This window comes from Sphingomonas larreae, from assembly GCF_051400595.1.
Taxonomy (GTDB): domain Bacteria; phylum Pseudomonadota; class Alphaproteobacteria; order Sphingomonadales; family Sphingomonadaceae; genus Sphingomonas.
This window is the reverse complement of sequence record NZ_JBLFFI010000004.1, coordinates 28,699-54,042: the sequence shown is the minus strand read 5'-3', so window position 1 is coordinate 54,042 and position 25,344 is coordinate 28,699. Positions and strand designations below refer to the sequence as shown.

Sequence of the window (25,344 nt, the reverse complement as noted above, 5' to 3'; positions counted from 1 at the left end):
CGCCGCACGCTGAAAGGTTGCTGACAGGTATAGGACGTAGCCCATGTTCGGTGAGCTTACCCGAACGCAGAGGCGGGAAGCGAGAGGAGCTTCGAGATGCGCGTGGCGCTGTTCATTCTGTATCTGTTGGCGCTCGCCGCTCCCGCGGCGGCACAGCGCCCCGCCGGCTATCCGCGCTCCTATGACGCGCTGATCGCCGAGGCGCGCGCCGAGCGGGGCGTGCGCGTCTACGGCAATGCCGACGCGGCGTCGATGAAGGCGGTGATCGCCGCCTTCCGCCAGCGCTACCCCGGCGTGACGGTGGCCTATGACGACCTGGAGTCACGCGAGATCTACCGCCAAGTCGTGACCGAGCGCCGCGCCGGCGCCACGCGCGCTGACCTGATCTGGTCCTCGGCGATGGACCTCCAGGTCAAGCTCATCAACGACGGCTACGGCCAGGCCTATCAAAGCCCCGAGAAGCCCGCGCTGCCCGCCGCCGCGGTATGGAAGAACATCGGCTATGGCATCACCGCCGAGCCGGTCGCGCTGGTCTACAATCGCCGCCAGGTCGCGCGCGCCGACGTGCCGCGCACCCACGAGGCGCTCGAACGCTTCCTCCGCGCCGATCCTGCCCGCCGCCGCGTCGCCACCTATGACCCGGCGCGTTCCAACGTCGGCTATCTCTACCTCGCCGAGGATTGGGCGATTACCAATGACACGCGCTCGCTGCTCGGGGCGATTGCCGCGACCCGGCCGCTGCTGGCAGCAACCGCCAACCCGACGCTCGACGCGGTCGCGGAGGGGCGCGCGGCAATCGGCTACAACGTGGTGAGCGCCTATGCGCTCGCCCGCGCCCAGCGCGACGCGCGGCTCGGCGTCGCTTTCTTCCGCGACTATTCGATCATCGCCTCGCGGGTCGCCTTCATCAGCCGCGACGCACCGCATCCTGCCGCCGCGCGACTGTTCCTCGATTACCTGTTGTCGCGCGCGGGGCAGAGGCTGCTGGCGCGTGCCTGGCTGCTGCCGGTCCGCAGCGATGTCCACGCGCCGCGGCTCAACCCGGCGCACGTCCGCCCGATCCGTGTCGGCCCGCAGCTGCTGGTCAACCTCGACACCATCAAGCGCCGGCGGTTCCTCGCCCAGTGGCGCACCACCCTCGCTCAGGAAGCCCCCCGCCCGTGACGACCTTCGCCACCGCCAGCGCGCTCGTCGCGCTGCTCGCCGCCATGCCCGCGACCGCGCAGACCGCCAGCCAGGCCGAGCTGGAGGCGCTGGTGCGCGCCCAGGCCGCCGAGATCGCCGGGCTGAAGGCGCGGCTCGACCGGCTCGAGGCCGATCCATCCCGCCTCGGCCGTGCTTCGGCGCAGGCCGGAGCGCAGGGGCAAGGAGACGGTGCTCGCGGCCCCGGGCTCCTGCCTCGGCAGGAGCGGGTCGACGCTTCGAGCGGGACGGATCGGCCCGTCGTGGCGGCCCCAACCACCTCGGCACCCGCACCGACGCAGCTCGCGCAGCGCGACCGGCCGGTCGTCACCTCGCCTTATGCGCCGCAGCTGGTGCCGCCCGGTCCGGCCGAGCGCGACGTGGCGCGCGCGCGCGAGGCGAACGAGGCCGGGGTCACCACCGAATGGGGCTCGGGGCTGCCCGTCTTCCACTCCGCCGACGGCCTCTACACCTTCAAGCCGCGCGGGCGCATCCTCGCCGACGTCAGCTCGTCGTTCGGCTCGCGCGACGCGGCTCGCAACATCACCACGACCGGAATGCGCGCGCTGCGCCTCGGCATCGAGGGCGGCGTCGGCGCGCACTTCTTCTACCAGTTCGAGACCGACTTCTCGGAGAACGAGGTCGACATCGTCACCGCCTTCATCGGCTGGCGCGACCGGATCGCACCCGGGCTCGACTATGACGTGCGCGCTGGCCACCTGTTCAACGACCGCGCTTTCGAGGGCTCGACCGGCTCCGACTCCACCCCGTTCCTCGAGCGCAGCACCGTCTCCACCGCGATCATCCCGCAGCGCGGCTTCTACGGCATCGGCATCATGCCGCGGCTGTTCTGGAGATCAGGCCACGCCTCGCTGACCGTCACGGGCGATCGTGTCGACGGCAACCAGTCGGTCAGCGACAGCCGCACCGTGCTGGGGCGTGCGCACTGGAACCCGGTCAAGAGCAGCACCGGCGTGCTCCACCTCGGCCTGTGGGGCTTCGACGAGGGGCTGTCGTCCGCCGCCACCACGCTGACGCGCAACACCGTGATCGGCGGCCGCTTCAACGGCGCGCTGCGGGTTTCCACCGGGCCGCTCACCGGCGGCACCGGCACCACCGGCTATGGCGCGGAGCTGGGCGGATACCTCGGCCCGGTGTGGCTGATGGGCGAAGCCGGCGAGCGCCACGCGCGGCTCGACGGCGGCCGGCCCGATTTCGTGAGCAAGGCGTACAGCCTCTCCGGCGGCTGGTTCATCACCGGTGACCTGCCGCCGTACAACCCGCGGCTGGGCAGCTTCGGCCAGCCGCGCGTGCTCCGCCCCATCTTCGAGGGCGGGCCCGGCGCGATCGAGCTGACCGCCCGCTACGAGGATCTCGACTATAAAGATCTGGCGACGGGCGGCCGCGGCTGGGCCGCGACGCTGGGCGCCAACTGGTACCTCAACAGCTTCACCCGCATCCAGGTCAACGCGATCCACTGGGGCACCGACAACCGCGCCGGCGCGGTCACCGGCGCCGATGACGGCGAGACCGTCAGCGCGCGCGTCGCCGTCACCTTCTGATCGCCTCCGCACACAGGATTTCCCGCGATGAACCTCGCTTTGCTCGGCTTCCTGATGGTGGCCACCTTCATGACGCTGATCATGACCAAGCGGATGACCCCGCTGGTCGCGCTGATCGTCGTCCCCACCGCCTTCGCGCTGATCGCCGGCTTCGCCGCCGGACTCGGCGAGATGATGATCGACGGCATCAAGAATCTCGCCCCGACCGGCGTAATGCTGCTGTTCGCGATCCTGTTCTTCTCGACCATGACCGACACCGGCCTGTTCGATCCCCTGGTCAACCGGCTGCTGCGGCTGGTGCACGGCGACCCGCTCAAGATCCTGATCGGCACGGTCGCCTTGTGCGCGATGGTGAGCCTCGATGGTGACGGCTCGACCACCTACATTATCACGATCGCCGCGCTGCTGCCGCTGTACAAGCGCTACGACATGAACCGGCTGTATCTGTGCTGCCTGCTGATGACGACCAGCGGCATCATGAACCTGACACCCTGGGGCGGCCCGACCGCGCGCGCGGCGAGCGCGCTCAAGCTCGATCCCGCGACGTTGTTCCTGCCGCTGATCCCGGGGATGATCGCGGGGCTCGCCGGGCTGGTCGCGCTCGCGGTTTATTTCGGCCGCAAGGAGCGCCGCCGCATCGGCCAGCTCGACGCTGAGGCGCCGACGAGCTTCACCGGCATGGCAGTGTCGCAATTCCCTGAGGCGCGCCGGCCGCGGCTGCGCTGGTTTAACGCCGCGCTGACGGTGGCGCTGCTCGCCGGGCTCGTCTCGGGCGTGCTGCCGCTGTCGGTGCTGATGATGCTGGCCTTTGCGGTGGCGATGATCGTCAACTACCCGCAGGTGGCCGAGCAGAAGGAGCGTATCGCGGCGCACGCGGGCAACGTTCTGTCCGTGGTGTCGCTGATCTTCGCCGCGGGCATCTTCACCGGCATCCTCTCGGGCACCGGGATGGTCGAGGCGATGAGCAAGGAGGTGGTCGGCGTCATCCCGCCCGCGCTCGGGCCGCACATGGCGCCGATCACCGCCGCGCTCAGCTTGCCGTTCACCTTCTTCATCTCAAATGATGCCTTCTATTTCGGCATGCTGCCGATCCTGGCCGAGGCGGGCGCTCACTATGGCGTCGAGCCGATGGCGATCGCGCGCGCCTCGCTGATGGGGCAGCCGGTCCACCTGTTGAGCCCGCTGGTGCCCTCGACCTATCTGCTGGTGAGCCTGGCCGGGGTCGATCTGGCCGACCACCAGCGTTTCACGCTCGTCCCGGCCGCGGCGGTCTGCGCACTCATGACGATCATCGGCATGCTGGTGCTGGCCTTCCCGCTGGTCGGTTGAGCGCCCCCTTCGTCGTACCGCATCGGAGAACCGATCATGACCGCCAAGCCGATTCCGCTCGTCCTGCTGCCGGCGATGGGGTGCGATGGCCAGCTCTGGGCGCGCCAGGTGACCGACCTCGGCGATATCGCGCATCCCGAGTTGGGCGATCTGACGGTCGACGATACGCTTGAGGCGATGGCGGCGCGCGTGCTCGCGCATGCGCCGCGGCGAATCGCCATTGCCGGGGTCAGCCTCGGCGGCTATGTCGCGCTGGAGATGATCCGCCAGGCACCCGATCGGGTCGAGCGTCTCGCCCTATTCGGTACGCGCGCCTCGATGCAGTTGCGACCGCGCAGCGTGCGCGAGCAGGGCCTGCTCGCCACCGCGCCGCACGCCGATCCGATGCTCACCCCGATCGTCAGCGGCCCGGTCCAGGCGATGGCCGAGCGCGTCGGCGCGGCGACCTTCGAGCGCCAGCAGCGTGCGCTGCTCGCCCGCCCCGACATCGCGCCCGCGATCGACGCGGTGCGCGTACCCACTCTGGTCGCTGTAGGCGACCGCGACCGAATCTGCCTGCCCGAGGACGCGCGCGCCCTCGCCGAACGGATCCCCGGTGCCCGCTTCCATACGATCCGTCACTGCGGCCATCTCGCGCCGATGGAGCGGCCCGGCGAGGTGACGATGCTGCTGCGCGAGTGGCTGCGGCGTTAGCCGCGCTCGCCACGCGCGCTCACCAGATACCACACGCCGTCCACCAGCCGCTCCCTCGTCGGCACGGTGTCGGACGACTCAAGCCCGGTGCGCGGAACCGATGCGCGGCTAAGCTCCTTGCTCGATCTCGAAGCGCTTGATCAGCCGGTATAGCGTGGTCCGCCCGACGCGCAGCTGGCGCGCGGTTTGAGACATATCACAGCGATTGTCGCGCAGCGCAGCTTTTACCGCGTGGCGGTGCGTCAGTGGGCAAAGGACCAGCGCTCAATTGAGCATACCGTGCATGACAGCGAGGATTGCAGGGCCGCGCGGCGGCAGATCCGAACATGTCACATCGGACTACCCAAATGTGACGGTCGTCCCGCGTCAGCAACTTGCCGCAGGCCAGCACAACGAACTTCATGTTCGTGAGTTCAAGCGGAACGCAAAAACTTATCGGCCCAGCTGGATCCAATCTGCCGCGCCTCTGATGAGCAGCAACGATGTCCCGGCGCGGTGGGCCTGCCTTTCGCTCGATCTTGCCGAGCTTCTCCAAGCCACCACGAGGCTGGTGACCGGCGCGAAGGAGTACGTGGAGGAGAATACCATGGCCCCGCTGGGGCAGCGCCTCAGGCAGACAGATACGCCTGCCCGCGATGGTTTGTGTCGAGCGCCCGATTGAAGCGGGACACACGTGAGAACACACGCAGTTTGCGACCTCTCGGGGAGCTACCCGAGCAGGCCGGCGCTCGAGTTTAAGAAAAATCAAGATACCGTCGCTACGCATGCGCGAGAGGGGGAGGACGTGCGCGACTATCAGGAAGGAGCCAGGCTTAACGCCCTGTACCAGCTAAATCTGCTGGACACGTCACCGAGCGAGAGCTTCGATCGCATCACCCGCATGGCCAGCCAGATCTTCGGTTTGCCGGTAGCGGCCGTGTCGCTGACGGACCATGACCGTCAGTGGTTCAAGTCGCGCGTCGGAGTCGACCGGTGCAGCATTCCACGCGACAAGGCTCCCTGCTCGCAGGTTGCGGAATCGACCGTGCCGCTGGTGATCGAGGACTTCCTTGTTGATCCCTATTACGCCGACAGCCTACTCGGGCGCGCGGGCACACGCTTCTATGCCGGCGTCCCTCTGGTCACGGGAGACGGCTACGGCCTGGGTGCGCTCTGCGTGCTTGGAACCAAGCCTCGACACGCGTCCGCATCGGAGATGGCAGCGCTGGTTGACCTGGCTGCCATGGTCATGGCGCAGATCGAGTTGCAGCATGCATTTGGGCGCGTCGATCCAATCAGCGGTCTGCCGACACGCAGTCAGTTTCGCGACGATGTAGCTGACCTCGCCAGAGACCATGCGGGTCAGCGGCGCTTCGCGGTAGTGATTGATCTTGCTCGGGACGATCAGATCGGCCGGATCGCGCGGGTGCTGGGTGGTTTGCGAGTAGACGACCTTATCCGGGAGGCATCCACCGCGGTACAGAGGGCCCTCGGACCGGGGCGGACGGCCTATCACGTCGGGACGGCACAATTCGCCTTCCTCTCGCCGCCGAACGTTGACGAAGCGTCGTATCTGCACATGCTTGCGACCGCGTTCGAGCAAACCCGCGCCGGCTCGTCAGTTCGCCTGATAACGACAGTGTCTGTCGGTGTTCGCCCGTTCGTGCTCGGCGAGGTATCCGCAGACGATGTGCTGCGCGGAGCCGCGAGTGCAGCGCAGGATGCGAAGGGTGCCGATGGTGCCATCGCGGTCTACTCGCCCGTGAGCGATCAGGCACAGCGCCGCCAATTCATGCTGCTGAAAGACTTCGGTGTTGCGCTGACATCATCAGATCAACTCCGCCTCGTGTACCAGCCGCGCATCGAGCTCGCGACGTCACGCTGTGTTGGCGCTGAGGCCCTCCTGCGCTGGCAACACCCGCAACTGGGCGACGTCTCTCCGGCCGAGTTCATTCCCATTATCGAGCAATCCTCCCTGGCGCGAGCAACGACGCAGTGGGTGCTGGACGCAGCCCTCGAACAGCTGGTGCGGTGGCAGGCAGAGGGCATCCATCTTCCACTCTCGATCAACATTTCCGCAGCCAATCTTTCGGAGGAGGACCTCGCCGAACGGATTCAACATGGCCTGCAGGAGCGTGGCCTCGCCAGCCACCTACTCGAGCTCGAGTTGACGGAGAGCGCCATCATGGACCAGCCCGAACGGGCACTGGCCACCTTGCGAGAGCTGTCATCGGCCGGCATCTCCCTCGCCATCGACGACTTCGGCACCGGACACAGTAGTCTGGCCTACCTGCAGCGCTTGCCCGCAGATGTCGTCAAGATCGATCAAGCGTTTGTTCGCAACCTTACCGACGCTGCCGGACCGGACTTCGTCCTGATCGAGACCATGGTGGCGCTCGCGCATAAGCTTGGCTTTCGCGTGGTGGTCGAAGGCGTCGAAACCGCCGCAACGGCGACGGTGCTGAGCGCGCTCGACTGCGAGGAGGCGCAGGGTTTCCTCTTCGCCAAACCCTTGGAGTGTGGCGCATTCGCCGGGTGGCTTGAAGATCACCGGCAACCGGCGTTTCGCAACGGCTTGAACCGCTCCAAAGTTACTCCCTGCGCAGAGAGCGCAAACCCAGGAGCGCTCCCCGACGACGAGAACGATGGCTTACCGAAACCGATAGTTTGTTAGATTGCCCATGTCAGGAGGCGGCGCCGATACAATTCCGCATCGAGCGTTTCTGCCTCTCCGGCGACGTCCGGAACGTCTCAGGTTACGCTGTCCCTGCAGCTGACGCGATCCGCGAAGTCCACCGCCGCTTTGACCTTCTCCCAGCCCACCACGTCGTCGTGAGTCGGCAGCACGAAGTGCGCATTCTGGCGCTTTCCGCTGAAACGCGTGAGTGCCCGGGAGACGATCCGCTCGTCGTGGAGATGCGGGCGGGACGCGGCGATCTGCGCGGCCGCCGCGGGGGGCAGGCCGGCGGTGTCGAACTGGCCGGTCGCCGGTGGCGGCGCATGATCAAGCTGCAATGTCGGCGTCGTGGCGAGCGGCAGGCGCAGGGTAATGACCCCGGACAGAAGGTCGGCGAGTCCTCGGCCCGCGAAATTATAGTCGCCGTCGCGATCGAGCACCGCCTGCACGCGGTAGCTGCCGGGCGCCAGCGTTGCGAGGCGCGCGGACACGGCGTCTGTCGTCGCGTCGATCGTCACCGCGCGCTCCGGGCCGAACCTCGACACGTCGCGACCGGTCACCCAGACTTGGCGCCCACGCTCCAGGTCGGCCGCGTCGCCGCGTGCGACCGCGCCGCTCGCCGGCGTGGCGAACACCAGCAGGCGGCCACGCGCGTCCGCGGCGAGGTCGGGGCGGAGCGTCACGATTAGGCGCGGCTCCGGGTCGGCCGCGCCGATGAGGAGCCCGGCCGAGACCGACGCGAGCAGCAGGCGCGTCAGCTTGGACACGCCGGCGTGCCGCGCTACGGCGGTCATGATGCCGACGCTCATCCGATCGCCCGCCGCGCTTCGTCGTCGCGCTCGACCGACAGCGCGCGGTCGAGCGCGGCGGCCGCATGGAGCGCGGTGGTGTCGAAGATCGGCACGGGGCTGTCGTCCTGGCCCACCAGCATCAAGATCTCGGTGCAGCCGAGGATCACCGCCTCGGCGGCGGACGCGACCAGCCGTGCGATCACCGCCCCAAAGGCCGCGCGCGAGGCGGGCTCGACCCGCCCGGCGACCAGTTCGTCGTAGATGATTCGGTGCACGGTCGCGCGGTCCGCCGCCTCGGGGACGATCACCTCCAGCCCGAAGGCGTCGCGCAGCCGCCCCTTGTAGAAGCTCTCCCAGCTCATCCCGCCGATCAGGCCGATCATGCGCATCATGCCGCTCCGTTCCAGGGTTCGAGGTCGAGCAACAGCGTCGGGATCAGTTCCGACATGGTAGGATGGATCGGCACCGCCCAACGGAGCCGCTCGATCGGTTGGTCGGCGTTCATCATGTCGAGCAGGCCGTGGATCGCCTCGTCGCCGCCGGTGCCGAGGATCGCCGCGCCGAGCACGCGTCGCGTCTCCGCGTCGGCGACGACCTTCATGAAGCCCTGCGTCTCGCCTTTCTCGACCGCACGGCCGACACGCGTCATCGGCCGCGTCGCGCGCAGCAGCGGCCGACCTGTCGCAAGTGCCTGCGCGTCGGTCAGGCCGACGCGGGCGAGCGGGGGATCGATGTAGAGCGCATAGCCGGGCAGACGCTGGCTGACGCGCCGGTCCTCGCTATCGAGCAGGTTGGCCGCGACGATCCCGAAATCATTGTAAGCCGTGTGGGTAAAGGCGCCGCGCCCGTTGCAGTCACCGAGCGCCCAGATGCCGGGAGTGCTGGTCTCCAGGTGGTCGTCGACGATGATGTAACCGCGCGGGTCGACCGCGACGCCGGCTGCCTCGAGCCCGAGATCGTCCGTGTTCGGCCTCCGGCCCACCGCCACCAGCACGTGGCTGGCGCGCAGTGGCGACGCGTCGGTGGCACAGTCGACGCGCACCGCGACCCCGTCACCCTGGCGCGCGAAGCCGATGCAGTCCGCGCCGGTCCGCACGGTGATGCCCTCGGCCTCAAGGATCGTGCGCACCGCCGTGGAGACGTCCTCGTCCTCGCGCGCGATCAGCCGGTCCATGCGCTCGACGATCGTCACCGCCGCGCCGAAGCGGCGGTACATCTGCGCGAACTCCAGCCCGATATAGCTGCCGCCGATCACCACCAGGTGGCGGGGCAGCGTGTCGAGCGCGACCATGCCGGTGTTGGTCAGGAACGGGACCTCGCCGATGCCCGGCAGTCTCGGGACGGTCGCGCGACCGCCGACGTTGATGAAGATGCGCGGCGCGGTCAGGCGCTCGCTCGCACCGCCACGTTGTCGGCGGACACGAATCGGGCGTGGCCGCGGATCAGCTCGACGCCGGTCAGGCCGGAGAGCCACGCCTCGTTGCCACGGCGGCCGTCTTGGATGACGGCCGCCGCGCGCGCGGCCACCGCGCCCATGTCAACGGCGACGGAGGCGGCGGTGAAGCCATAGTCCGCGCCGCGTCGGGCGGTGTGGAGCGCGTAGGCGCTGGCGACCAGGGCCTTGGTCGGCCGGCAGCCGGTGTTGACGCAGGTACCGCCGACGCAATGTCGCTCGATGATGGCGACGGTCTGGCCCGCGGCGCTGAGCCTGGCGGCGACGGCCGGCCCGGCCTGGCCGGCACCGATGATGATGGCGTCGAAGCTCCGCATGCTATGCGTACCTTGATCGAGTGAAGCGCTGAGCCTTGTGGCAGAGGTGGTGGGCCCGCGCGAGGCGGGCATGTTCGCAATCAGACGAGGCTAAGGCGCACGTCATGGAGGGGAGACCGCTCAGGCGGCGGCAACCTTCGCGCGGCGGCGTGCGGCGCTGACCGTCAGCGACACCGCCGAGACGAGGAAGTAGAAGGCGCCGAAGGCGGCATAGGGTGCGATGTCGGCGATGCCGACCGCGGCCGGGCCCGCGGCCTTGCTCAGCATATGCCCACCGGCGAGGCCGGACTGCGCGCCGCTCAGGATCATCGCCCATTGCGCGCCATAGGTTTTCCAGCGTCGCACGCCGGTGGCGAGCTGGAACAGACCGGACAGGACCGCCCAGGCGCCAAAGACCTGCAGGACCGCGTGCGGCCCGTGCGGCAGGGTCGCCGCGACCGCGATCGCGGTCACGGCGCTCACCGCAAAGTTGAGCATCTGGCTCTTGTTGCGCGCAAGGCCGCCGCTCCGCGCGGCGTCGAGGCAGTTCGCCAGCGCGTCCCAGGCGGGGTAGGCGATGAGCATCGCGGCGGCGAGCGCGGGCATCGTGCCGGCGATCGTGAAAGCCAGCGCGACCCAGGCGGCAGCTACCGTGAAACGCAGGTAATAATAGGTCCTGAGCCAGTTCAGGTCGGGCGCGTTCACATCGGCAGTAGTCGTCATGGCAGGTTCCTTCTGGGGTGAGGGCGTGCGTCTTCGCTCCCGGCAAACCGAGTTGATCGGTGACGGTCGTGGCGATCGAGGCGGCCAGGCTGGCCGCGGCACATCAGGTCAGAGGCGGAAGCGCCGCGGCAGACACCATCGCGCCGCGGCGGTCACGGCACCGCACCCGGTGCTGTACCAGACCACCGCGTAGAGTGGGTCGTTGAAGGGGCAGCAGAAGGCGAAGACGAACGCACCGCAGGACCCCGCCGCTAGGCCGGCTGCGAGCGCACTGATCAGCGGCTGGGCCGGCGCGGCGCGTCGCATCAGCGCGGCAAGCAATGCCATGACCGGCAGCGAGAGCACGACGATCGACGTGGCGCATATGATCCCGCTCGCCGGATCGATACGGTCGAGCAGCGCGCGGTGCGCCGCTCCCGAGGGCGTGACGAACACGCCCCCGACGAGCGCCGCGGCCGCGAGCGCGCCGGCGAGCGTCAGGCCCGGTCGCGTCCGCGCCGCGGGCGAGAAGGAGCGGATCGCCACCGCGCAGGCCACCACGGCGAGGAGCGCGAGGCTTCCCACCCGCCACATCAGATAGGGCGAGTCTGCCGCGTGGTTCATGTCCGGCCGCATGGCGCCCATGGCCAGGAACAGCGCCAGTTCCATCCCGCACAGCGCGAGGAGGAGCGCGCCCTCGCGCACGACGCTGCGGCGCCGGACGGGCGCGAGGTCGGACGAGAGCGCGGCGATCAGGGCGTCATTCGACATCGGAGGTCTTCTCGATCAAGGCGGTTAGGCGGGCGAGGCCACGGTGGATGTTCATCTTCACGGCCGAGGGCGACAGGCCGATCCGCGACGAGGCCTCCTCGACGCTATAGCCCTGCACCTTCACCAGCAGGATCGCCTGGGCCTGCGCCGGGCGGAGCGCCTCGAGCAGGGTGGCGAGCACGGAGGTGCTGACCACCGACGCCTCGTGGTCGCCGACCGAGACGTCCTCGGACAGCTCGCCGTCCGGGCGCCGCGCCAGGCTCCGCAGCTGGTCGACCCATTTGTTCTTGGCGATCGCGGCGAGCCACGGTCCGAACGGGTAGCGCGGGTCGTAGGTATGGCGCCGCCGATGCACCGCCATCAGCGTCTCCTGGACGGCATCGTCCACCTCGCCAGGGGGCAGTCGCCGCGTGAAATAGCGCGTCAGCCATGCCGACGTTTCCGCGAGCAGCCGCCGATACGCACCGCCGTGTCCGTCCTGAGCGGCGGCCATCAGCTTGCCCCACTCGTCAAACGCGGTGTGCGCCGGTCGCTCGCGGCTGACCCGTGCCTCGCCGGGCGACGACCGGTGGATCAGTCTCGAGAGAAACTCGGTTCGCATGATCTGCTATTCGTCCGCTGCGCGATCTCGGTCACCCACCTCGATCTTTTCTTCTCCGAGCAGTCGCTTGAGCGGAGTTTGCCTGTCATGCCCCACGCCACGGCGATGCCTGTGCACACCTTGGCCGGGTTGAACTGAAAGGCGGCGGACTCTCGTATGAGAGGAGGCCGCGTGCGACGTCGCGGGTGCAGTGGGAGGACCGAGATGGAGTGGAGCGACGTCCGCATCTTTCTGGCCGTGATGCGATCGGGCACGCTGGGCGGCGCGGCCCGGGCGCTGCGCCTCAGCCATCCTACGGTCGGGCGGCGCCTCCGTGCGCTCAAGGAGGCGACCGGTCAGATCCTGTTCCAGCGGACCGTCGACGGCCTCGTGCTGACCGAGGAGGGGAGCGCCATCGTGGCGCTGGCGGAGCAGATGGAGGAAGGCGCGCTGGCGCTCGAGCGACGGCTCGCCGGGCAGGAGCAGGCGCTCCGCGGCGCGCTGCGCATCTCCTCGGCCGATTGGTTCGGCGCCTATGTCCTCCCCCCGATCGTCGCCGATTGAACGAGCGCCTATCGCGGTGTCGACGTCGAGATCCTCACCGGCACACGCCTGTTCAGCCTCGCGCAGCGCGAGTCGGACATCGCCTTTTCGCATCGTCCCCTTCGACACCTCGGATATCGTGCAGCGACGGCTCAGCCGGTTGAACTATGGTGTGTACGTCGCGGCGGCGGCGCGCGAGCCCGTGTTCGGCGAGGGCACGGGCTTTCGTCTGATCACCCATGACACCTCCACAGGGCATTTGCCCGACATCGAATGGCTCAAGGCGAGCTTCCCCAATGCGGCGCCGATCGTGCGGTCGAACAACAGGAACGTGCAGTCGCATCTGTGCCGCCAAGGCGTCGGCATCGCCGTGCTCCCTCCCGCGGTCGGCACCCAGGTGCCGGGACTGCGCCGCATCGACCTGCCGGCGGAGCCGCCCAGTCGCGACATCTGGATGGGCTACCATCGCGATCTGAAGCATTTGGAGCGCCTGCGCGCCTTCATCCGGGTCGTCGACTCGCATCTCCGGGCGGTGTTGCCGTGATCCGACGATAGCGCGAGCACCTTCGTGCCTGCTCAGTCACCGTCCTGCCACCGGCGTAGGTCGGTCTGGTCATGGTAGGGCATCCAATCCGGCGTGGTGATGAACTCGACCATCGTGCCCCAGGGCGTCCGGCAGTAGCACACCTTGTTTCCGGTCCCCCGCTCGGTCGCATAGGGGATGGCGCGCGGTGCCGTCAGCGGTGTGCCGCCGGCCCGCTCGAAGCGCGCGACCGCCGCGCCGATGTCGTCGGTGTACAGCGCGAAATGGGTGATGCCGAAATCGCTCGCCCGTACCGGCGCGGCCTGTTCGGGAGCGTGCATCTCGAACAATTCAATCGGGTCCGGTGCCGATCTTCACCATTGCCTGCGCGCACGACCGTTCCGGGAAAGGCGTCGACCGCACGTTAAAGGTCGGGCCCTTGCCGCGGCGGATCCTGCGGGCCGAACGACTGGTAGATCAGCTGTCCGTCGAACGCCTTCGACAGAAAGGACAAAGCGGCGGCGATATCGGGCACGGTGATGCCGATGTGGTTGATGCCGCGGGTGACAGGGTCGGATGATCACCGCGCAGGCGGACGGCGTTGATCCTGAAACCACCGAAGAGAAGGCTTGGGCGGAGCGCGTCAGCAAGCTGGCCGAGGAGGAGCGCGGCTACTTTCTCGAGCAAAGCACCCGCCCTCAGATGCTCGGCATCGCCATGTCGGACAGCCCGGTTGGTGTCGCCGCCTGGATCCTCGAGAAGTTCGGCGTTTGGGCGGACGTTCCTCGCTACGACGCCGGCCGTCCCGACCTATGGGCTGCCTTCGACGAGAATCTACTCCTCACCAACATCATGCTCTACGTGGCGCCCCGATCGTTCGTCACCTCGACCTGGCTCTATCGCGGGCGTCCTGGAAGGCTCCCATGTTTTCCCGGCCGGCTCGCGCGTCACCGTTCCCACGGGGTTCGCGGCGTTTCCCGACCCGGTCTTCCCGCTTCCGCCGCGCTCGCTCGCAGAGCAAAGCTACAGGATTGAGTGGTGGACGGAGATGGAACGTGGCGGCCATTTCGCGGCGCTCGAACAGCCCGATCTGCTGCTGGCGGATCTTCGTGCCTTTGTGCAGAGCTTCCCGTAACTCCGTAGCCGCTCGATTATGGCCGGTCCGCTAGAGGCATACCTAAAACGTACCGCCACTAAATCGATCAATGGCGCGGTTCAGGCCAGGTCCGATTGGGGGGGGAGGGGGGGGAGCGGAGGACCGGCCGCAGCTCTAGAACGCACCGTACGCTTCCGCCCCAATACCGGCTGCCCGGAACGACATACGCTATCGCGGAAGTGGTTGCTTGTTCGTCTGCGTTCATGGTGCGATACTTCGGTGCCCAAGCGACCGGCGAAAGCCTCTAAGCGGCTTGTGAACATCGGGGACGCAGATGATACCTGCTGTGACACTTCCCGCGCGCCTTGTTCACGACAGCACGGCCTCAGTCCCCATTATCCTTAAATGCTATGTTAATCAGGACGTTGAGCAAAATGAATTTACAATTTCCGTTGATCGAGAAAAGCGTCTGATGACGGTAATAAGCAGGTTCTTTGAGCCGGCAACGATGGCAGTATCGATTAGCTCGGCTTCGTTGAAGGGGTACGGCCCCATCCATTACAACATGACCAGTTTCGAAATAACGATCCCTGACTTGAAGGTTCGAGAGACCGTGGTGCCGCACATCTGGCCCGGGCGCACGCCAACCTTGGTCTTCGAGGGGCGCTGCTCAGGTGACGTCAGATGACGCTGAGGATATGAGCCGCGCTATGATGGCCCTGAGTATGCGTCCCCGAAGGGGCGCGGTCCGCATTCCACTGATAGCGGTCATGCGCCGGGCTATCATCAATCGGAGCGCGCCAGATCAAACGGAGGCAACGTGATGAAGGATGTGACTGGGCGGCAGATCAACCGACCCGGCGATCAGCGCCGTCGTCCTTCCATCACTGTTTCGTTATCGGGAAGCAACCTTTGCCGAATTCAGTTTGGAAATATGATCGGTGCATGTTGATCCGGGTGTTTGAGCCGAAAGACGCGAGCGCGCTCGCGGACCTATTTCATATGTCGGTGCACCACGCGGCAATCAGCGACTATTCGCCGGAGCAGGTAGCTGTTTGAAGTCCATCCAAGCCAGACGCCGAACGCTATGTTGAACAAGCGGTCGGCCGGATATTTATGGTTGCTGAAGGCGATGACGGCAGGATCGCTGGCTACGGTGATCTCGGACCCAACGGTCATATCGACCATCTATATTGTCGCTTCGACGTGGTAGGAACTGGCGTCGGCTCTGCGATCTATGCAGCTCTGGAAAGCGCCGCGATTCGAGCTGGGATCGTAACCTTGTTTGTGGAAGCGAGCGAAGGCGCACGTCGACTCTTTGAGCGTCGAGGTTTTACCATGGACGGTCGAAATGATGTAACCATCGACGGTGTTGCGATCCACAACTACCTAATGTCGAAGTCGCTCGCTCGATAGTCATCGCCCGCCTGCTTTCCCGATATTCGATCGTTCGTGGGAATGGGTGGGAGGGTAGGTCATGATCGCGGCTTTCGATCAGCGCAGGCGGAGCGCGCCGCGCACCGCGGCCCAGCTGACATACTTGAAGTTCTGCGTGGCCGGCGCGTTGTCGCCGTCCTGCGCCACCATCAGCCCGCCGGGAAATGCCGGGCCGAAATCACCCAGCGTCACATCGATGCCGTCGGTTTCGCTGGTGCCGTCGATCGCGCCGCCCGTGATCTGGAAGCGTCCGGCGTAGCTGACGTCCGGCAGGCGATAGAGCGTGTAGGCGTTGTCGCCCTGGCTGGACACGACGAGATAGCCGCCGCGCCTACCCGCGGGCGCGAGTGCCAGCCCTTCGGCATCGGCGACGAGCGTGCGTCCGTCGGCCCGCGCGATCGGGGTCGGCGTGGTCGGCGCAGCGGGATCTGCGTCGAAGCGCCACAGCCCGACATCCTCTTCCGCGACGTAGAGCTGGCCGGTGCGATCGTCGACGACGCACCCTTCCGACTGGCTCCCGAGCCTCATCGACCGCACGATGCGCACGGCCGGCGTTCCCGTCGCGCTCGCATCGATCGATACCTGATCGATCCGACCGTCCTTCAGCACCACGAACCCGAACAGCGCGGCGTCGCGCGCGCGCCGCCACAGGCACATGCCGTACGCCTCGCCCGCGCCGATGGGGGCGCGATGGAGCGCGCGCAGCCGCGCCGTCGCCGGGTCTAGTTCGAACAGCGAGACATGAGCCTGGCCCTCGTCCGCGCGGTCGCTGGCGGCGACGAGGATCCGGCCGCCGACCTCGCGCAGGTCGACGTTGTTGAGCCGTGGCGCGGGCGTGTAGCTGAGCCTCTTGCCCGCGAGGTCGTAGACGTGAATTCCCGCCTGCTTGTCGGTCGCGACCACCAGGCTGAGCGTGGGATCGCGGCGGTTGCGCCAGATCGCAGGGTCGTCGGCGGCATCGTCGGTACTGGCCACCGGCTCGGTTTCCACGACCGCGGGCACCGCGACGTTCTGCACCGACGGCGACGCGGCCGGCGTGGCGCACCCCGCCAGCAGAAGCGCGACGCCGAGCGGCCGGCGCCGCATCAGAAGGTCACCCGCACGCCGCCGGTGTAGCGGCGCCCGAACGTCTCATGCTCGATCGTGTACCGGTCCTGCCCGACGAAGCGGCGACCGGGGCCGTTGAGCAGATTGGCGAAATCGCCGTAGATCTCGATGTTGGGCGTGATCGCGTAGCGGACGCTGGCGTCGAGCTCGTCGTCCTGCGCCCAATAGAAGTCACCGCCATCGATGCCGCGGGTGACGCCGTTTACCGGGCCGAACGACCCGATCGCGTCGATCCACGGCGAGCGGTTCTGGTACGACACGCGCGCGGAGAAGCCGTATTTCTCGTAGTAGCCGATCAGATTGTACACTGCGTCCGAGGTGCCGGGCAGGCGGATGCGGCGACCGTCAGGCGTTTCCGACCGGCTTTTGTTGAGCGTGGTGTTGAGCTGCACGCCGAAGCCGCCCATCCAGTCGGGTAGTCCCAGATCAGTGACGAACGGCTCCAATTGCTGCTGGATCGCCGCCTCAAGCCCCAGGATGTAGCCGTCGCCGCCGTTGGCGATCGTCGCGTAGGTGTATTGCGAACGGTCGACGCCGCCGGCGTTCAAGGTGTTGCGCCCGAATGTCTGCGCGGTGTCGAACAGCACGTCCTTCACGTCCTTGTAGAAGACGCCGACTGACAGGAACCCGCGCGGCATGGTGTAATATTCGACGTACAGGTCGACGCCGCGTGCCTTCTCAGGCTTGGCATCGGGGTTTCCGCCCGAAATCGTCTGGTTGGCGTCGTTGAACGACAGATTGGGGCGGAGCTGATCATAGTCGGGGCGCGCCGCGCCGGTGTTGAACGACAGCCGCGCCTTCATCTGTGCGTTGACGTCCCAGTTGAAGTGAAGGCCAGGGTAGACGAGCGTCTGGTCGCTCCCGACCTTGACCGGGGTGGCGATGTTGGTGGCGGTGTTGATCGCGAAGGCGCGGCTGTCGTTACGGATATGCTCGACGCGCGCGCCGCCGATAATGCTGCCCCAATCGGTCGTCGCGGTCACCATCGCGTAACCTGCGTAGACCTTCTCCTTGACGTTGTAGAAGTTGGCAGTGACGAAATCATACGGTGCCGCGGTGCTGGCGCGATCGACCAGGCCGAGGATCTTGTCGCGGCCGAAATACTGGAAGGTGTAGCCGAGCGGGATCTCGCCCTGGAACCCGCCAGGGATCGCAATCGCCGAGAAGCCGGTCGGGATGCCGGCTGCGGCGAACAGCGCCGCGCTGTTGATGTCGAGCAGATACTCGTTCGAGGTCTTGGCGCGATCGTCGTATCGCAGGCCTGCGGCGATGGTGACCGGCACTCGGCCGAGATCGAGCTCGCGCGACACGTCTAGCTTGGCGGTGTACGCTTCGGTCACGTCTTTCGCGTCGAGCGAGCGCAGCCGGCTCAGCGTGCGCGGGAAGTCCTCGATCGCGGTGACGCGGTCGCCGCGGGACAAGGTGCCGTCGCCATTGCGGATCGTGCGGAACAGCTGGACGCGCGCGAGTTGCCGGTCTGTTAGGTCGTAGCCAACGGTCAGGCGATTGGCCGCGTTCGCGCCGTTGGTGCCGAAGCTTGGGCTGTCATAATTAAGCTGCGCCGGCTGCGTGCGATCGTCGATCGAGCGTGTGTAATTGCCGCGCCACGCGACCTTCCAGTCGCCGATCGTGTGGTCGCCGCCCAGCGTGTTGGTGAACACCGACTGTTTGTACGCGCGCACCGTGAAGTTGGAGTTCAGATCGATGCCGTAGACCGTGCCGGCGAGCGGCGTGTTGCCGGTGCAGATATCGGCGTAGCCGGTCGTATTTCGCGCCGGCGTAGCGTTCACCGCGCAAGGCGCGGAGCCGGACGGCGTGCGCGATTGCTGGTCGTCGAGGTCGAAGATATAATTGCTACGCTGCTCGTCGTCCTGGAAAGCCGAATAGATAGTCTCGAAGAACAGCCGCGAGTTGCCGTCGTTCGGGCGCCAGTCGAGCCGCGTCGACAGCGAGTAGTTCTTTCGCACCAGCCGGTAGAGCTTGTTCTCGGTCTCGCGCGCCCAGATGCGGTTCTCGAACCCGGGTCGGCGATCCTCGCCCACCGCCTCGAAATCGGTCTCGAAATTGTCGGTCACCATCCCGCGGCGATACAGGCTGCCCGACGAGACGATGCCGAACTCGCCGATGCTGGTATTGAAGCGGTCGGCGATAACCAGCGATGCTTCATACTCGGTCTTGCCACCCAGCTCGACGTGGCCGACACCACCCTTCGCCTGTACGCGAAACGCGGGATAGTCGAACGCCGAACGGGTGATGATGTCGACGTTGCCCGCGATCGTCTCGCCCGTCATATCGGGGGTCACGGCCTTGCGCACGATGATCTGCGACGCGATCGCCGATGGGATCGAGTCGAAGCGCGCGTCGCGACCTTCCGGGCTCACCACGTTGATGCCGTCGAACGACAGGGTGGTCCAGTTGATCGGCGCGCCGCGCAGGTTGATGTAGCGCGCCTGGCCTTGATCGCGCTGCACCGCGACGCCGGGCAGGCGACTGACCGCCTGCGCGATGTTCTGGTCGGGCAGGCGCCCGACCGCGTCGGAAGCGACGACCGAGACGAGCGACGGGCTGGTGCGCTGGATCTGGAGCGCGGCGGCCTCGGATTCCGCGATCGGGCGCGAGGCGGTCACGACGATGTCGTCCCCGCCGGCCGCGTCCGCGGGGAGGTTCGCGCCGGTGTCGCCCGTGCCGAAGCGAACGTCAAGGACGACCGGCTGGTCGGTGATGGTCACGCTCAGTCGCTGGTCCGGGAAGCCGACGTAGCGCACCACCAGCTCGTGCGTGCCCGAGGGCAGGTTCGTCAGTTCGTAGCGCCCCGAGCGGTCCACTACCGTGGCGCGGCCGAGCGCGGGGATCGTCACCGAGGCGCCGTCGAGATACTCGCCGTTCGCCTGAGTTACGGTACCGTCGACACGGCCGGGCGCGCCCGCAGGCGCGCTGACAACGGCTGTATCGAGAGGCGCCGCCGCGGCCGCCCGAGCGGCCAATGCGGCGCAACCGCAACCCGCGAGCAGCAGGCGCGCGAGCGAACCGCCGCTGGCGCGGCGACGACGGAAGTATGTCACGTAGCGATCCCCCGAACCCACGTGATCGTTATCGGTTCACGTGTCTGAGCCGCCGCCTAGGTGCGGCCCGCTACGATCGCATGACGTGAAGATGAAGATTACGTGACAAGCAGGAGTGCGTGAGCGCTTGCGCCTCCTGCCGTAAGATTGCTGCTACTGCACGCTTCGAGGCGCGTTCGCGGCAAGGATGAATGCCATCCGCACGCATGTATCCCTCGCCGATGCACTAGTCGCCAAATATGCTACCTCGACATACTGATAAAATACTGCAGCGGTATCCTGCTACTACATAGTTAGTATCATGCTGGGCAAAGAGCGCTTTTGACATACCGCTAATCTGGGCCACTTTCACCGTTGATGGCTTTTCAAGTTATACCGCGCTGAGAGACTGAAACAGGGCAAAAGTATATAGGGCTGAAAAGGCGCCGCTTTACACATGCCGCAGAACATGCAGGCTGTTTGCCGACGTCGGGAAACCGCCGCGGCGCGCCGCGGGCGACGTAGCGCGCCAGGTTACCCGGGCTGCGTCCGACCTTGCGAGACAGCTGTGACCCGCTCGCAGGGTACCTGAGTCTCGGCGAAGTCCGCGGTGACGCGCTGGCGTTTACTTATCGACGGATCGATATTCGCCCGCAGCTTGCGCGCGGCGTCCTCGCGCAGCTGACGTGCTCGCGCCAGCGAGATCTCGGGAACGGGGGCGAAGGTGAGCAGCTTCTCCTTGCCGCCTAAACGATACCGCCAGCGCCAGGAGCGATAGCCGCTGGGCAGCGCGAAGAAATGTTGAGCGTCGGTGGGACTGGAAACGACCCGTCAAGCCGCGGGAACGTGGCCGGGAATGGCGGCGACGGGGGCCAGCTGACATCGGGTTGTGGTGGAAGGGGCTGGATTCGAACCAGCGTACACTTGCGTGGGCAGATTTACAGTCTGCTGCCTTTAACCACTCGGCCACCCTTCCACGAGCGGCGCTGTCGAAAGCGAGGGCGCCCAATGCCCGCGCCGCGCCGCGCTGTCAACGCCTTCCGTTGCCCCCGTCGCATACCGTTGCGGGCGGTTGCGTCGCGGCGTCGGCGCGCATAGCGTCCGCGCCACGCCCCCATCGTCGGAAAGCCTCATCGTCATGTCGCGTCGCTCGCTCGTCTTCTCCACCGTCCGCTGCAGGAGCCGCGGCTGATGGCGCGGCGCGGGCATCGCCCCAGTCAGCAGCAGGGCAACCGCACGCGGCTGTGGGGGCGCCATCCGGTGCTGGCGGCGCTCGCCAATCCGGCGCGTACCGTGCGCAAGGTCTGGGGCACGCGCGAGGCGCTCGCCGCGCTCGACCTGCCGCCGGTGCTGCCGGTCGTCTTCGCCGAGGCGCCCGATCTCGGCCGGCTCGTTCCCGCCGACGCGCCGCACCAGGGGCTAGTGGCCGAGGTCGACCCCCTCGAGGACGTGTGGCTCGGCGACCTGCTTGAGGAGGGTCGCGACGACCAGCGCCCTCTCGTCGTGCTCGACCAGGTGACCGACCCGCACAACGTCGGCGCGATCCTGCGCTCCGCCGCGGCGTTCGACGCGCTCGGCATCGTCACGCAGGACCGTCACGCGCCGCCCGAATCGGGCGCGCTGGCACGCGCCGCCTCGGGCGCGCTCGAGACCGTGCCGTGGGTGCGCGTGGTCAATCTGGCGCGCGCACTCGACGAGATCGGCGAGGCGGGCTTCTGGCGCATCGGCCTCACCGGTCATGCCACCCAGACGCTGGCGGAGGCGATGGGCGCGCAACGCGCCGCGATCGTGCTGGGCGCCGAGGGCGAGGGCATGCGCCAGAACACCGAGGCGCATTGCGACGAGCTGGCGCGGCTGCCGATCTCGGCCAAGGTGGAGAGCCTCAACGTTTCCAACGCCGCCGCGATCGCGCTCTACGCGGCGGCGGCGCGGGGCGGCTGAGGTTCGTTTCACGCGAGGACGCGAGGGACATTCGTTCACGCGCAGGCGCGGAGGCGCAGAGACGGAGCGCGCTCGGCAGCGCCCTACGCCTCCGCCTCTCCGCGTGAACCAACCCATTCTTCAACGCTTCGCGTCGCCGCGCTGGGCCTATCCGGGATCGCTCAGTCCTCCGCGCCGACGCGCACGCGCAACCCGTCGAGCGCCGGGCCGAACTCGATCTGGCACGACAGCCGCGAGGTCGAGTCGCGGTCGCTGGTGGCGTCGAGCAGGTCGTCCTCGTCCTGCCCCATCGGCGGCAGCAACGCGACAAAGGCGGGATCGACATGGACATGGCAGGTGGCGCAGCTGCAGCAGCCGCCGCACAGCGCCAGGATCTCGTCGATCCCCGCCTCACGGATCACCTCCATCACGGAGAGACCGGCGGCGCCGTCGATCTCGCGTTCTTCCCCCGCGCGCGTCTCGACGATAAGCTTGGGCATGCTGGTCTCCACCGAAAATCGTCCGATCCATGCCGCTTGCGCCGGGGTCGCGCAATGGGGCTGAGCGCCGCTGCGCTCACCGCCGGGCTGGACGCGCTGGCCGCGATTGAACCCGCCTTCGCCGCCGCGCTCGACCGCGTCGGCTATCCCGCGCCGCGGCAGCGCGCCACCGGCTATGCCACGCTGCTGCGCACGATCCTCGGCCAGCAGGTGAGCGTGCGCGCCGCCGACGCGGTGTGGCGCAAGCTCGCCGAGCTGGGCGATCCCGGCGATCCGGCGCTGGTCGCCGCGCTCGGCGACGAGCAATTGCGCGCGTGCGGCTTCTCGCGGCAGAAGACGAGCTACGCGCGCAGCCTCGCCGAGCAGGTGACCAGCGGCACGCTCGACCTCGACGCGCTGCCGCAGGACGACGAGGCGGCGATCGCACAGCTCGTCGCGGTCAAGGGGATCGGGCGCTGGTCCGCCGAGGTGTATCTGCTGTTCGCGGAGGGACGCGGCGATATCTGGCCGGCGGGCGATCTGGCGGTGCAGATCGAGGTCGGCCGCATCCTCGGGCTGGAGGAGCGACCGAGCGAGAAGCGCACCCGCGCGCTCGCCGAACCATGGCGCCCGCATCGTGGCGCGGCGGCGATCTTTGCCTGGCATCATTATGGCGCGGGCGCCGACGCCGCCCCGGTGTGAGTGCGACGGCCAAGCCGTTGGAATGGCGGCGGTCCGCTCACGACCGTGGCGCGAATGTTGAGAAAGTTGAGACACGGGCGATGAGCGTCGAGCGGCGCCACCGCGTGTTGCGCGGCATCGCCGCATCAACGGCGGACGCGCGGCCGCCCGCGCGGGCGCGCGCATCCCGTAAGCACCGACGATGAGACAGAGCCGCCGCCACCTTGCCACGACCGCGCCGTCGTAGGACAGCGCGTCGCGCGGGATCGCGGGCTACGCCATGCTGGGTCGCGGTCGCGCGCGCGGCGGCACCCGCCACCAGCCCTCGGCGAGCGCCCCTGCCGCGGCGAGCGCGGCGAGCGCGAACAGCAGGGGCGCGGGTACCGCCAGCAGCGCGCGCGCCGCGTTCGCCCATGCCGCACTGGCGCCGAGCGTCTCGAACCCGATCGCCTGGATCCCGAGCGACAGGGCCACCGCAACGAACGCGCGCGCGTGCTCGCTGCGGTACAGCGCCAGCGCGCCGAGCGTCGCGCTCAGCATCGCCAGCTGGAACGAGAGGGCGAAGCCGCGATGCCCCGCCACGTTCCAGTCGAAGAATCCCGGCAGCACGGGGAACAGGCGCCCGAGGATCGGCGGCAGCACCAGCAGCGCGGTGGCCAGCATCGCGGCGCCATGCGCGCGCACCTGGCGTCGCCGGAGCAGCGCCTGCCGGACCAGCGCGACGAAGGTGACGAGCGCGACCAGATCCACCAGCGCCAGCCGCGCCCCGAAGGTGGCGTGAAACGGATCGCTCGCCGCGGCGAACAGCGTCACGTTGCCCTGAACCGCGGCAAGGCTCGCGCCGGCGAACAGCGGCACCAGCGCGAACACCATCACTCCGGCGGCGCGGTGGAGCGCGAGGCGGCGGTCGTGGATCGACCATGATTGCACCGCCAGCAGCGTCAGCCACAAGGTCGCGCTCAGTCCGTGCGCGTGGAGCGCCAGTGGCGCGGCGCTTAGCGCGCCGAAATAGGCTGGCCAGAAGGCCAGCAGGATCAGCGGCAGCAACAGCACGACCATCCAGTGCGCGCGACGATAGGGCATCACCGTTCCCTTCTTCCCGGCGTCATCAGCCCGTCTTGGCCGGACCCGGCTCCGCTCCGGCCGTGCGACGATAAGCCACCCCGCGCGCCCCGGATTGGACGGACTCAGCGAGGGGCGGTGAGATACTTACAAGTGGTGGGCGACGGCGCAGCGAAGGGCGCCGCGACGAGGTGCGGTCCTCGATCGGCATCGTGGACGAGGTTGAGGCCGTGACGAGAGGGTCGACGTTCGTCACGGGGCCGTCTTCGTCGCGACGTTTCCAACCGAAGTCCGCTCGATGGTTCTACGGATGGGGCGGTCGCGCCCGGGATGACGGACAGATCTGTCGCCGAGCCTTCTTGCAGCGAAGGCTTCAGCGCCTCGGCCTGATGGTCGATACAACCCGGCGCTTCAATGGCTCCCGTTGATCATGGAGCCGGGACGCCCAACCGCTGCGGCACGCCCCACCACGCCAACGTGCCGCCGAGCTGCAACAGAAGCTCAGCACGCCTGACACATCGGCTTGCCAAAGCCGCGACGAACACGGAAGCGGCGGAGACGGGCGATGCGGCGGTGGGTACGGGCGGGCGCGACCGCGCTGCTGTTATTGCTGTCCGGTCTGTCGGTGGCTGGCGCGTCCGAGCGGTTCGACGGTGCGGTCGAGGGGGCCCAGCTGCTCGGCACGCTCGCGCTCGGTGGCGAGCTGTACCACGTCCAAGGCGTCGAGGTGGCGGGGCGGCGCATCTGGGTCACGTCGGTCGATGCCGCGGCGCGGCGCGGCTATCTCCACGAGTTCGACCGCGCCACGGGGCGCTTCCTGCGCCGCGTCGAGCTGACCGACGGCGCGCGCTACCATCCCGGCGGGCTGTCGCTGCACGATGGCGCCTTGTGGGTGCCGGTGGCGGAGCTGCGCCCGAACAGTTCGGCGGTGCTGCTCGAGCTCGATGCCGTGACGTTGCGGCTGCGGCGCCGGCTGCGCGTGTCGGATCATCTCGGCTGCGTCGCCGTGGCGCCCGACGGGCGGCTCGTCGCGGGCAATTGGAACAGCCGGCTGCTCTACGTAATCGACCCCGACAACCTTGATCACGTGGGCGTCGTCGCCAACCCGTCGGCGACGCACTATCAGGACATGAAGTTCGTCGACGGCGGCTTGGTGGCGGGCGGCAACCTCGACCTGTGGAGCGGCACGGTCGATTTCCTCGACTGGCCCTCGCTGACGCTGCGCCGCACGTTGCGCGCCGGCGCGATCGGCCCGGTCCGCCCGTTCGGCCGGGGCGGGCCTTACACGGGCGAGGGCATGGCGGCCGACGGGCGCGACCTCTACCTGCTTCCCGAGGACGGGCCGAGCCGGCTGTTCCACTTCCGCCTTGCCGCCTGAGCCGCGCCGCTGCGCGTCGGCGGCGCGGACAGCGGGGTGGCGCCGCCCGCTCGGACGATGGC

27 protein-coding genes, 1 tRNA gene and 1 pseudogene are annotated in these 25,344 nt (G+C 68.0%); 13 read left to right on the top strand and 16 right to left on the bottom strand.

Translation table 11 applies throughout. From position 1 onward, the window contains the following. Positions 1 to 96 precede the first annotated feature (96 nt). The 4 genes from ACMGDM_RS14840 to ACMGDM_RS14825 are packed head-to-tail and all read left to right on the top strand — an operon-like array spanning position 97 to position 4,766. Positions 97 to 1,164 (top strand): ABC transporter substrate-binding protein, encoded by a 1,068-nt coding sequence (locus ACMGDM_RS14840; RefSeq protein ID WP_436804894.1) that lies wholly within the window; start codon positions 97 to 99, stop codon positions 1,162 to 1,164. 44 nt (positions 1,165 to 1,208) lie between these two features. Next, positions 1,209 to 2,744 (top strand): OprO/OprP family phosphate-selective porin, encoded by a 1,536-nt coding sequence (locus ACMGDM_RS14835; RefSeq protein ID WP_436805163.1) that lies wholly within the window; start codon positions 1,209 to 1,211, stop codon positions 2,742 to 2,744. Between the two features lie 27 nt (positions 2,745 to 2,771). Beyond that, entirely contained in the window at positions 2,772 to 4,073 is a 1,302-nt protein-coding gene (locus ACMGDM_RS14830) for a CitMHS family transporter (RefSeq protein ID WP_436804893.1), read from the top strand. 36 nt (positions 4,074 to 4,109) lie between these two features. Beyond that, complete coding sequence (locus ACMGDM_RS14825; protein ID WP_436804892.1) at positions 4,110 to 4,766, top strand: alpha/beta fold hydrolase; 657 nt, start codon at positions 4,110 to 4,112, stop codon at positions 4,764 to 4,766. A gap of 108 nt (positions 4,767 to 4,874) precedes the next feature. Here the strand turns inward: ACMGDM_RS14825 and ACMGDM_RS14820 are convergent, their stop codons facing one another. Further along, positions 4,875 to 5,012, bottom strand: coding sequence for a helix-turn-helix domain-containing protein (locus ACMGDM_RS14820; protein ID WP_436805162.1), 138 nt, complete (start codon positions 5,010 to 5,012; stop codon positions 4,875 to 4,877). Positions 5,013 to 5,115: 103 nt separating this feature from the next. Here ACMGDM_RS14820 and ACMGDM_RS14815 point away from each other — a divergent pair, with 103 nt between their 5' ends. Both ACMGDM_RS14815 and ACMGDM_RS14810 read left to right on the top strand, forming a co-directional pair. Next, positions 5,116 to 5,427, top strand: a complete 312-nt coding sequence (locus tag ACMGDM_RS14815) for a hypothetical protein (RefSeq protein ID WP_436804891.1) — start codon at positions 5,116 to 5,118, stop codon at positions 5,425 to 5,427. A 123-nt stretch (positions 5,428 to 5,550) separates the two neighbouring features. Beyond that, on the top strand, positions 5,551 to 7,419 hold the full coding sequence (locus ACMGDM_RS14810) for a sensor domain-containing phosphodiesterase (RefSeq protein WP_436804890.1): 1,869 nt from the start codon (positions 5,551 to 5,553) through the stop codon (positions 7,417 to 7,419). Positions 7,420 to 7,496: 77 nt separating this feature from the next. On the opposite strand, the gene ACMGDM_RS14805 is transcribed toward ACMGDM_RS14810, so the two are convergent. From ACMGDM_RS14805 to ACMGDM_RS14780, 6 genes and pseudogenes are all read right to left on the bottom strand, one after another. Then, positions 7,497 to 8,216 carry a hypothetical protein gene (locus ACMGDM_RS14805; protein WP_436804889.1) on the bottom strand — a complete coding sequence of 240 codons (720 nt, stop codon included), beginning with the start codon at positions 8,214 to 8,216 and terminating at the stop codon, positions 7,497 to 7,499. 11 nt (positions 8,217 to 8,227) lie between these two features. Next, entirely contained in the window at positions 8,228 to 8,605 is a 378-nt protein-coding gene (locus ACMGDM_RS14800; protein WP_436804888.1) for an aspartate/glutamate racemase family protein, read from the bottom strand. Then, positions 8,602 to 9,983, bottom strand: a pseudogene (locus ACMGDM_RS14795) (FAD-containing oxidoreductase). Before ACMGDM_RS14795 ends, ACMGDM_RS14800 begins: the two are co-directional and overlap by 4 nt. Positions 9,984 to 10,103: 120 nt before the next feature. Next, complete coding sequence (locus ACMGDM_RS14790) at positions 10,104 to 10,685, bottom strand: DUF308 domain-containing protein (protein WP_436804887.1); 582 nt, start codon at positions 10,683 to 10,685, stop codon at positions 10,104 to 10,106. Positions 10,686 to 10,793: 108 nt separating this feature from the next. Next, entirely contained in the window at positions 10,794 to 11,435 is a 642-nt protein-coding gene (locus tag ACMGDM_RS14785; RefSeq protein ID WP_436804886.1) for an NrsF family protein, read from the bottom strand. Next, complete coding sequence (locus tag ACMGDM_RS14780; protein ID WP_436805161.1) at positions 11,425 to 11,928, bottom strand: sigma-70 family RNA polymerase sigma factor; 504 nt, start codon at positions 11,926 to 11,928, stop codon at positions 11,425 to 11,427. Before ACMGDM_RS14780 ends, ACMGDM_RS14785 begins: the two co-directional genes overlap by 11 nt. A gap of 312 nt (positions 11,929 to 12,240) precedes the next feature. Between ACMGDM_RS14780 and ACMGDM_RS14775 the strand changes: the two genes are divergently transcribed. Together ACMGDM_RS14775 and ACMGDM_RS14770 are read left to right on the top strand one after the other, a co-directional pair. Next, positions 12,241 to 12,579: a LysR family transcriptional regulator gene (locus ACMGDM_RS14775; RefSeq protein WP_436804885.1), complete on the top strand. Its 339-nt coding sequence runs from the start codon at positions 12,241 to 12,243 to the stop codon at positions 12,577 to 12,579. 118 nt (positions 12,580 to 12,697) lie between these two features. Next, positions 12,698 to 13,102 (top strand): LysR substrate-binding domain-containing protein, encoded by a 405-nt coding sequence (locus tag ACMGDM_RS14770; RefSeq protein ID WP_436804884.1) that lies wholly within the window; start codon positions 12,698 to 12,700, stop codon positions 13,100 to 13,102. Between the two features lie 32 nt (positions 13,103 to 13,134). Here ACMGDM_RS14770 and ACMGDM_RS14765 read toward each other — a convergent pair whose 3' ends face one another. Both ACMGDM_RS14765 and ACMGDM_RS14760 read right to left on the bottom strand, forming a co-directional pair. Beyond that, entirely contained in the window at positions 13,135 to 13,422 is a 288-nt protein-coding gene (locus ACMGDM_RS14765; RefSeq protein WP_436804883.1) for a VOC family protein, read from the bottom strand. Positions 13,423 to 13,505: 83 nt separating this feature from the next. Further along, the gene (locus ACMGDM_RS14760) at positions 13,506 to 13,616 is read right to left on the bottom strand and encodes a VOC family protein (RefSeq protein ID WP_436804882.1); all 111 of its coding nucleotides are present in this window, start codon (positions 13,614 to 13,616) and stop codon (positions 13,506 to 13,508) included. A gap of 41 nt (positions 13,617 to 13,657) precedes the next feature. Here ACMGDM_RS14760 and ACMGDM_RS14755 point away from each other — a divergent pair, with 41 nt between their 5' ends. Continuing rightward, positions 13,658 to 14,116, top strand: a complete 459-nt coding sequence (locus ACMGDM_RS14755; RefSeq protein ID WP_436804881.1) for a hypothetical protein — start codon at positions 13,658 to 13,660, stop codon at positions 14,114 to 14,116. Positions 14,117 to 15,170: 1,054 nt separating this feature from the next. On the opposite strand, the gene ACMGDM_RS14750 is transcribed toward ACMGDM_RS14755, so the two are convergent. Continuing rightward, entirely contained in the window at positions 15,171 to 15,365 is a 195-nt protein-coding gene (locus ACMGDM_RS14750) for a hypothetical protein (protein WP_436805188.1), read from the bottom strand. Between ACMGDM_RS14750 and ACMGDM_RS14745 the strand changes: the two genes are divergently transcribed. After that, positions 15,294 to 15,593: a GNAT family N-acetyltransferase gene (locus tag ACMGDM_RS14745; RefSeq protein WP_436804880.1), complete on the top strand. Its 300-nt coding sequence runs from the start codon at positions 15,294 to 15,296 to the stop codon at positions 15,591 to 15,593. The two genes, ACMGDM_RS14750 and ACMGDM_RS14745, sit on opposite strands and share 72 nt — an antisense overlap. A gap of 78 nt (positions 15,594 to 15,671) precedes the next feature. On the opposite strand, the gene ACMGDM_RS14740 is transcribed toward ACMGDM_RS14745, so the two are convergent. The 4 genes from ACMGDM_RS14740 to ACMGDM_RS14725 all read right to left on the bottom strand — a co-directional run bounded on the left by ACMGDM_RS14740 (position 15,672) and on the right by ACMGDM_RS14725 (position 20,738). Beyond that, positions 15,672 to 16,700 (bottom strand): phytase, encoded by a 1,029-nt coding sequence (locus tag ACMGDM_RS14740; protein ID WP_436804879.1) that lies wholly within the window; start codon positions 16,698 to 16,700, stop codon positions 15,672 to 15,674. Continuing rightward, on the bottom strand, positions 16,700 to 19,783 hold the full coding sequence (locus ACMGDM_RS14735) for a TonB-dependent receptor (RefSeq protein WP_436804878.1): 3,084 nt from the start codon (positions 19,781 to 19,783) through the stop codon (positions 16,700 to 16,702). The genes ACMGDM_RS14740 and ACMGDM_RS14735 overlap by 1 nt, the downstream gene beginning before the upstream one ends. A 513-nt stretch (positions 19,784 to 20,296) precedes the next feature. Further along, positions 20,297 to 20,551, bottom strand: coding sequence for an Arm DNA-binding domain-containing protein (locus ACMGDM_RS14730; protein WP_436805160.1), 255 nt, complete (start codon positions 20,549 to 20,551; stop codon positions 20,297 to 20,299). 101 nt (positions 20,552 to 20,652) lie between these two features. Then, positions 20,653 to 20,738: transfer RNA gene (locus tag ACMGDM_RS14725), tRNA-Tyr, on the bottom strand. Between the two features lie 215 nt (positions 20,739 to 20,953). Between ACMGDM_RS14725 and rlmB the strand changes: the two genes are divergently transcribed. After that, positions 20,954 to 21,703: a 23S rRNA (guanosine(2251)-2'-O)-methyltransferase RlmB gene (rlmB, locus tag ACMGDM_RS14720; protein WP_436804877.1), complete on the top strand. Its 750-nt coding sequence runs from the start codon at positions 20,954 to 20,956 to the stop codon at positions 21,701 to 21,703. Positions 21,704 to 21,864: 161 nt separating this feature from the next. Here the strand turns inward: rlmB and ACMGDM_RS14715 are convergent, their stop codons facing one another. Then, entirely contained in the window at positions 21,865 to 22,182 is a 318-nt protein-coding gene (locus tag ACMGDM_RS14715) for a 2Fe-2S iron-sulfur cluster-binding protein (protein WP_436804876.1), read from the bottom strand. 54 nt (positions 22,183 to 22,236) lie between these two features. On the opposite strand from ACMGDM_RS14715, the gene ACMGDM_RS14710 reads away from it, so the two are divergent. Beyond that, positions 22,237 to 22,863 carry a DNA-3-methyladenine glycosylase family protein gene (locus tag ACMGDM_RS14710; RefSeq protein WP_436805159.1) on the top strand — a complete coding sequence of 209 codons (627 nt, stop codon included), beginning with the start codon at positions 22,237 to 22,239 and terminating at the stop codon, positions 22,861 to 22,863. A gap of 252 nt (positions 22,864 to 23,115) precedes the next feature. Here ACMGDM_RS14710 and ACMGDM_RS14705 read toward each other — a convergent pair whose 3' ends face one another. Further along, complete coding sequence (locus ACMGDM_RS14705; RefSeq protein ID WP_436804875.1) at positions 23,116 to 23,925, bottom strand: hypothetical protein; 810 nt, start codon at positions 23,923 to 23,925, stop codon at positions 23,116 to 23,118. 544 nt (positions 23,926 to 24,469) lie between these two features. Between ACMGDM_RS14705 and ACMGDM_RS14700 the strand changes: the two genes are divergently transcribed. After that, the gene (locus ACMGDM_RS14700) at positions 24,470 to 25,282 is read left to right on the top strand and encodes a DUF6454 family protein (RefSeq protein WP_436804874.1); all 813 of its coding nucleotides are present in this window, start codon (positions 24,470 to 24,472) and stop codon (positions 25,280 to 25,282) included. The last annotated feature ends 62 nt before the right edge of the window (positions 25,283 to 25,344 follow it).